This is a genomic window from Limimaricola litoreus, from assembly GCF_024159025.1.
Lineage (GTDB): Bacteria > Pseudomonadota > Alphaproteobacteria > Rhodobacterales > Rhodobacteraceae > Limimaricola > Limimaricola litoreus.
In genome coordinates, this window is the sequence record NZ_JAMYXC010000317.1 from 1 (window position 1) to 6924 (window position 6924).

Consider the following 6924-nt stretch of genomic DNA (forward strand, 5'->3'; position numbering starts at 1 on the left):
CCGCGCACCGCCGGCTGGATCCTCGGCCTGCTCGGCGTCGGCTTTGCCGCACTGGTGGGGGCCTGCTGGGAGCTGTTCGAGTTCTCCATCGACGCCATCTTCGGCACCAATGCGCAGCGCTCAGGCCTGCCCGACACCATGGGCGATGTCGCGGTCAACATCATGGGCGCGAGCTACGGCGCGCTGGCCGCGCAGCGGCGGCTGTGGCGCGGCACCCGCCTGCCGCTCTCGGGGCTCTTGGTCGAGTTCTGCGCCCGCAACGAGATCATTTACGGCGCATGGAGCGGGCGCCGCTTCGCCCCCCGGATCCGAAAGCCCCGCCCATGACCGACATGCCCGACCCGCTCGCTCGCGCTCTCGCCGATCTGCGCCGTGACGAGACCGCCCCATCCCTTGCCGAGCGCCGCGCGCATCTCAAGGCGCTTGAGCGCGAGATCCGCGCCCGGGCCGAGGCCATCGCCGCCGCCATCGACGCCGATTTCGGCGGGCGGCCCCGCCCCGAAACGCTGCTGACCGAGGTGGCGATGGTGATCGGCGCGGCGCGGCAGGCGCGGCGCAGCCTGCGCGCTTGGGTCCGCCCCGCCCGCGTCGTGCTGCCCCCGCATTTCTGGCCCTCGACCGCGCGGATCGAGCGTGTGCCACTCGGCCTCGTCGGCATCATCGGCCCGTGGAACTACCCGCTGCAGCTGGCGCTGGTGCCGCTGGTGGCGGCCCTTGCGGGGGGCAACCGGGCGATCGTCCATGCCTCCGAGCATACGCCGCGCACCGCAGAGGAGATCGCCCGCATCATCGAGGCCGCCCTGCCCGGCCGCGCCGTCGCACTCCCCCCCTCGGCCGAGACTGCCGCAGCCCTCGCCGCCGCGCCGCTCGACGGTCTGTTCTTCACCGGCTCCACCGCGACGGGCCGCAAGGTGGCGCAGGCGGCGGCCGAAAACCTCGTGCCCACCGTGCTGGAGCTGGGCGGCAAATCGCCCGCCCTGCTTTGCGCCGATGCCGATCTTGATGACAGCGCCCGCTCGATCGTCGCGGGCAAGCTGCTGAACGCCGGGCAGACCTGCGTCGCCCCCGATTACGCGTTGGTGCCGCGCGAGATGCTGCAACCCTTCGTCGCGGCGCTGAAATCCGCCAGCGCCGCGCTCTACCCCGACCCGTCGGGCCCCGATTACGCCGCCATCGCCCGCCCCATGGATCGCGACCGCCTCTCCGGCCTGCTGGACGGGCTGGACACCGTGCCGCTCATGACGCAGCCGCCCGCGCCGCCGCGCATGGGGGCCGTGGCGGTGATCGACCCGCCGCGCGATCATCCCCTGATGCGAGAGGAGATCTTCGGCCCGATCCTGCCGCTGATCCCCTACGACAGCCCCGACGAGGCGCGCGATTTCATCAATGCCCGCCCCTGCCCGCTGGCGCTCTATGTCTATGGCCGCGACACCGGCGCGGCGCGGGCCGAGGCGCAGGCGATCCGCTCGGGCGGCGCGATGATCAACGAGGCAGTGATCCATGTCGGCATCCACCAGCTGCCCTTTGGCGGCGCGGGCGAAAGCGGCATCGGCGCCTATCACGGCGAGGAGGGGTTTCGCGCCTTCACCCGGCCGCGCAGCATCATGGTCTCGCGCCCCTCGCTGGCGCGCCTCGTCCGTCCACCTTACGGCCGCAACATCGAGCGCATCGTGAAATCGCTGATCGGCTAGGCCGGGTAATCGCGCCCGCGCCAGCCCGCCCGCCGCCCGCGCGCCCCGTTCCACAGCGCGACCCACTGGATCGCCAGCACCACCAAGACGCCCAAGGGGTGCGCCGCGACCGACAGCCAGGACTGCCGCAGCCGCACCGCCATCGCCACCCGCGCGCCCAGCACCAGCGCGCAGGCCAGGCCCGAGAGGACAGCGGACCACGCAGCGCCCCAGATCAGCGCGACCGCGAGGGTGAGAAACGGCAGCACATGCCCGCCGAACAGCAGCAGCGTCCAGACCGGCAGCGCGCGCTTCGTGGCCATCCCCTCGGTCGCGTTCTTGGAGAACCCCTGCCAGACAGCACCCGCGCCATCGTACATCCGGCAGGTCGCGATCGGCGTCGCGTCGCACAGGTCCGTGCGCCCGCCCGAGGCGCGCACCCGGCGCGGCAGCTCCAGCCCGTCGTGCATCCGGCTTGCAAAGGCCGCGTGCCCCCCCGCCGCGCCGTAAGCTCTTCGCCGCACCGCCATGAGCTGCCCGCAGCCCGCACCAAAGGCCGGATCGGGCCGCGCGCGTGCCATGGGCAGCGGCAGGTAGCCCAGAAGCGTGGTGAAGATCTGCGGGATCACGATCTTCTCGGCCCATGTCCGCGTCACCTGCCCCGGAAAGCCGCTTATGAGGTCGAGGCCCTGCCGCGCCATCTCCCCGCTCATCCGCGCCGCCGCATCGGGGGCAAGCCGCACATCGGCATCGACGAACAAGAGCACCGGATGCCGCGCGGCGCGGCTCAGCTGCCAGCAGGCATGGGTCTTGCCGATCCAGCCCTTGGGCAACACGGCCCCCCGCACCAGCCTGACGCGCGGATCGGCCTCGGCCCGCTCTGCTACGATCTCATCAGTCCCGTCGCTCGACCCGTCGTCGAGCACCACCACCTCGACCGAAACCCCGCGCTGCGCCAGCGCCGCATCGAGCGCGGGCCCGATGTTCTCCGCCTCGTCCCGCGCCGGGATCAGGATCGACACCGCCGCCTCGCCCGCCCCCTCGGGCGGGCGCAGCACCGACAGGTTCACGAGGCACATCACCGCGAAGAGCGCCGCCAGCGCAAGGCCGAGGATCGACAGGGCGAGCAGCATCATCGCTCTTCCACGTGATCGGGCACGAAACGCCGCCCCGCCAGCCGCGCCCGGCCCCGCTGCCACAGCCCATAGACCCCGCCCGTGCCGCGCGCCCCGCCAAGCGCCGTCTCGAAACCGGCAGGATCGCGCGCCATCGCCAGCCCGGCCAGCGCGTCGCAGCTCTCTGTCAGCGCCGCCTCCAGCCGTGCGCCGATCTCCTCCGCGCCCTCGCCCTCCCGCGCCATGACCGGCGCGCCGAAGCGAATGAGCGCTTCGGGCCGTTTCTCGGACCAGAACGGGTATTCGAGCGCCATGGGCAGCGCCACGATCTCCCGCCGCCGTGCCATCAGATGCGCAGCCCCGGGGCGAAGCCCGAGCGGCCGCTCGCGCGGATCGGCAAAGCGCCCCTGCGCGGTGATCCACAAGACCCGGTCGGGCCGCGCCATCAGCCCGCCCGCCACGCGCAGGAACGAGGTCGCCCCGCGCCGCCCCTCCCCGACCCCGAACAGCCCGATCCGCCGCATGAAGGGATAGGTCTCCAGCATCTTCGCCTCGATCGGGCCAAAGCCGGTGCGGGTCGGAAACAGGCTCTCGTGCAGGCCGATCATCACCGCCGGATCCCACCACGACGGATGGTTGCACACCACCATGACGGGCCGGTCATGGGGCAGATCCGGCAGGCCGGGCCGCGCGATGCGCAGGGCCCGAAACTGCGCCCGCAATTGCCGCCGCATCACCCGCGCGAAGAACCGCGCCATCGGCGCGGAGCGCGCGGCCACGGGGTCGGGGTCACTCGGCCGCGACATCCGCGCGCCCGTGTGCCGCCCCGCCCGCATCCTGATCGAGCGTATCGGCGGCGATCCAGCCCGACATCAGCGCCATCGGCATCCCCGGCCCCGGATGGGCCGAGCCCCCGGCAAGGTAGAGCCCCTCGACCTGCCGCGAGCGGTTGCCCGGCTTGAACGCGCCCATGACCTTGCCATGGCTGGCCAGCCCGTAGATCGCGCCGTTGAGCACGCGGTAGCGCTCGTGGATGTCCTGCGGCGTGAGCGACCGCTCGACCACGATCCGCTCCTCGATGTCCTCCATACCGGCGGTGCGCTTGAGCTTCTCCATGATGACATCGCGGTAGCCCGGCAGCATGGTCTTCCAGTCGTGATGCGGGCGCAGGTAGGGCGTGTGCACCAGCACATAGAGCGCCTCGCCCCCCTCCGGCGCGACGCCGGGCTCGGTCCGCGCAGGTGCGGCCACATAGGCGGTCGGATCGGGGGCGGGCTCGCCCTTGTCATAGATCGCGGCGAATTCCTCCTCGGGGTCGCGCGAGAAGACGAAGTTGTGATGCGCCAGGTGCTCATAGGCCCGGTCGAGCCCGAGATAGAGCACCACGCCAGAACAGGCCGCCTCGCGCTTGCGGCTCTTGGCAAAGGCGCGACCCTCGTCGCCGCCCACGAGCTCGTCATAGGTGCGCACGCTGTCCATGTTCGACACGATCCGCTCGCAGGCGACGCGCTCGCCCGTGTCGGTGACGATCGCCCGCGCGCGCCCCTTATCGACCTCGATCTTCGAGACCCCGGTGCCGGTGCGCACCTCGACCCCAAGGCTTTCGGCCAGCTGCGCCAGCGCCTTGGGCACCGCCCGCGTGCCGCCCATCGGATACCACACGCCCTCGCCCTGCTGCATCTGCGCGATGCCGCAGAGCACCGCCGGAGAGGCCAGCGGCGAAGAGCCGACATACTGGATGAAATGCTCCAGCATCTGGGCCACGCGGTGGTCCTTCACGTCGCGCTTGATCTGCCCCGCGACCGTGCGGTGCATCCGAAGCGCCATGACGTCCGAGAGCGTGGAGAGATTCATGCTCCCCTTGAGATCCATCGTGTCGCGCAGGTCCTCGACCGATTTCCAGAAGAAGAAGCGGTCGGAGACATCCGACAGCCGTGACGCCACCTCCATGAACCGCTCAAAGCCCGCGCGGTCGGCGGGCGAGAGCCTGCCGATCTCCTCGGCCGCCTTCCTGGGGTCGTCGCGCAGATCGAGCACCGATCCGTCGTCGTAAAAACACCGCCACTGCGGATCGAGCCGCCGCAGGTCCAGCTCCTGATGCAGATCGCGCCCGGCCTCGCCGAAGATCCGCTCCAGTACCCGCGGCATGGTGAGGATCGTGGGCCCCATGTCGAAGCGAAAGCCCTCCTCTTCCAGCACCGCGGCCTTGCCGCCGAGCCAGTCGTTCTTTTCGAACAGGATGACCTTGTGGCCCCGCGCCGCCAGCGTGCAGGCCGAGGCCAGCCCGCCAAGCCCGCCCCCGATGATACCGATCGTCATTCCGCAGCCTCCATCGGCAGTTCCGTCGTCATCTCTTCGTTGCCCGGCAGGCCGAGGTCCTCGGCGCAGAGCTTGGCCGCGATCCGCGCGCTCTCAAAAATCGTCGGCAGGCCCGAGCCGGGATGCGTGCCGCCCCCGGTAAGGTACACCCCGTCGATATCCTCGAAGCGGTTGCGCGGCCGGTAATGCAGCATCTGCCCGAGATTATGCGCAAGGTTGAAGGTCGCGCCATTGTAGACCGCGAGCTTGGAGCGCCAGTCCTCGGGCGTGAACATGATCTCGGTGCGGATCATGGGCCGGATGTCGCGCCCCGCCAGCTTCGAGACCCGGTCGAGGATCTTCTCGCGGTAGCTCGGCGCCAATGCCGCCCAATCCTCGCCCCCGGTGAGGTTGCCCACCGGCGCCAACACGTAGAGCGCCGAATGGCCTTCGGGGGCCAGTGTCGGGTCGGTGCGGCTCGCGTTCTGCACGTAGATCGTCGGCTCCACCGGTGCCTTGCCTTCGTCGATCTCGGCCACGTTGCGCTGGTAGTCGTTCGAGAAGGCGATGGTGTGGTGGCTCATCTCGGGCAGCTCGCCCTCGATCCCGAGATAGAGCATGAAGGTCGAACAGGAATAGCTTTTCGATTTGATCCGCTTGTCGGTCCAGCGCTTGCGCGCGGCATCGGGCACGAGCGAGGTCATCGCATGGGCGAAATCGGCGTTCATCACCACCGCATCCGCGTCATGATCGCCCTTGGCCGTCACCGCCCCCACCGCGCGCCGCCCGTCGAGCTTGAGCTTTTCGACCGGCTCCGACAGCCGGATATCGACCCCCATCCGCCCGGCCACCCGCGCCATCGCCGCGGTAATCGCGTTGCAGCCGCCCTTGGGGTGCCAGACGCCAAAGCCGTATTCGACATGGGCGATGATGGTGAACAGCGACGGGCATTTGAACGGCGACATGCCGAGGTATTTCGACTGAAACGAAAAGGCCACGCGCACGTCGGGGTTCCTGAACCAGCGGTGCAGCTCCCCGTCCACCGTCGACCATGGCCGGAACTTGGGCAGGGCTTTGAGCATGTCGGGCTGGGCGAGGTCGCGCAGGCTGGCAAAGGGCCGCTGCAGGATCGGGCGAAACGCCTCGAACTTGGCGCGGTTGGCCTCGAGATAGCCCGCGACGTTCTTCGCATCCGCCTTGTCGATCCTGGCCACCTGCTCGGCCAGCCGCTCCACATCGGCCGTCGCATCGATCCGGCGGCCATCGTCGAACTGCAGCCGGTACATCGGGTCGAGCCGGATCAGATCGACCTCGGCGTCGAAATCATAGCCGCAGGCGGCAAAGATCTCGCGCGGGATCTCGGGGTAGAGGAAAAAGGTCGGCCCGATGTCGAAGGTAAAGCCATCACGCCGGATCGCGCCGGTGCGCCCGCCGGGCTGGTCCTCCTTTTCCAAAAGCGTGACCTCGGCCCCCGCGGCGCGCAGAAGCATCGCCGTGGCAAGCCCGCCGGGCCCCGCGCCGATGACGAGCACGCGGCGCGGCGCGGAGGGGTTGTCATTCGCGCACGATACGGCGTGTGGCATGGCCCCGTCCATCTCAGAGACCGCGCGGGGTTTGGCCAGGCGCGCTGCCTGCCGGAACGGAATGGATTGCTCTGGGGCGCTTCGTATCTACCATGTATATCGATCTTTATCAGTGTCGGCCCTGTGGGTAGGCGAGAAACCAGTTAGGGCACGAATGGCCGAAGACATGGGAAAAATGGATTGGAAGAGCGCTTCAAGGCGAACCTGAAGCTCGCGCAACTGCCGCGCAACAGCTCGCCCACCCGTCTTCACAACCGC

At 69.8% G+C, this 6924-nt stretch carries 6 protein-coding genes and 1 pseudogene; 3 read left to right on the plus strand and 4 right to left on the minus strand.

The features are described 5' to 3' along the window. Both NHG85_RS19045 and NHG85_RS19050 read left to right on the plus strand, forming a co-directional pair. Positions 1-327 (plus strand): DUF2238 domain-containing protein (locus NHG85_RS19045; protein ID WP_502213729.1); only part of this gene is annotated, 327 nt, incomplete at its 5' end. Next, positions 324-1691, plus strand: a complete 1368-nt coding sequence (locus tag NHG85_RS19050; protein ID WP_253335318.1) for an aldehyde dehydrogenase family protein — start codon at positions 324-326, stop codon at positions 1689-1691. The genes NHG85_RS19045 and NHG85_RS19050, both read left to right, overlap by 4 nt. Here the strand turns inward: NHG85_RS19050 and NHG85_RS19055 are convergent. From NHG85_RS19055 to crtI, 4 genes are read right to left on the minus strand one after another with little or no spacing between them, the layout of a single operon-like run. After that, positions 1688-2803, minus strand: a complete 1116-nt coding sequence (locus tag NHG85_RS19055) for a glycosyltransferase family 2 protein (protein ID WP_253335319.1) — start codon at positions 2801-2803, stop codon at positions 1688-1690. The two genes, NHG85_RS19050 and NHG85_RS19055, sit on opposite strands and share 4 nt — an antisense overlap. Continuing rightward, complete coding sequence (locus NHG85_RS19060) at positions 2803-3591, minus strand: lysophospholipid acyltransferase family protein (protein ID WP_253335321.1); 789 nt, start codon at positions 3589-3591, stop codon at positions 2803-2805. The genes NHG85_RS19055 and NHG85_RS19060 overlap by 1 nt, the downstream gene beginning before the upstream one ends. Further along, complete coding sequence (locus NHG85_RS19065; RefSeq protein WP_253335323.1) at positions 3575-5104, minus strand: phytoene desaturase family protein; 1530 nt, start codon at positions 5102-5104, stop codon at positions 3575-3577. The genes NHG85_RS19060 and NHG85_RS19065 overlap by 17 nt, the downstream gene beginning before the upstream one ends. Further along, positions 5101-6666, minus strand: coding sequence for a phytoene desaturase family protein (gene crtI, locus NHG85_RS19070; RefSeq protein WP_253335324.1), 1566 nt, complete (start codon positions 6664-6666; stop codon positions 5101-5103). The genes NHG85_RS19065 and crtI overlap by 4 nt, the downstream gene beginning before the upstream one ends. Positions 6667-6846: 180 nt before the next feature. Between crtI and NHG85_RS19075 the strand changes: the two are divergent. Continuing rightward, positions 6847-6924 (plus strand): annotated as a pseudogene (locus tag NHG85_RS19075) (30S ribosomal protein S14); the annotation flags it as partial.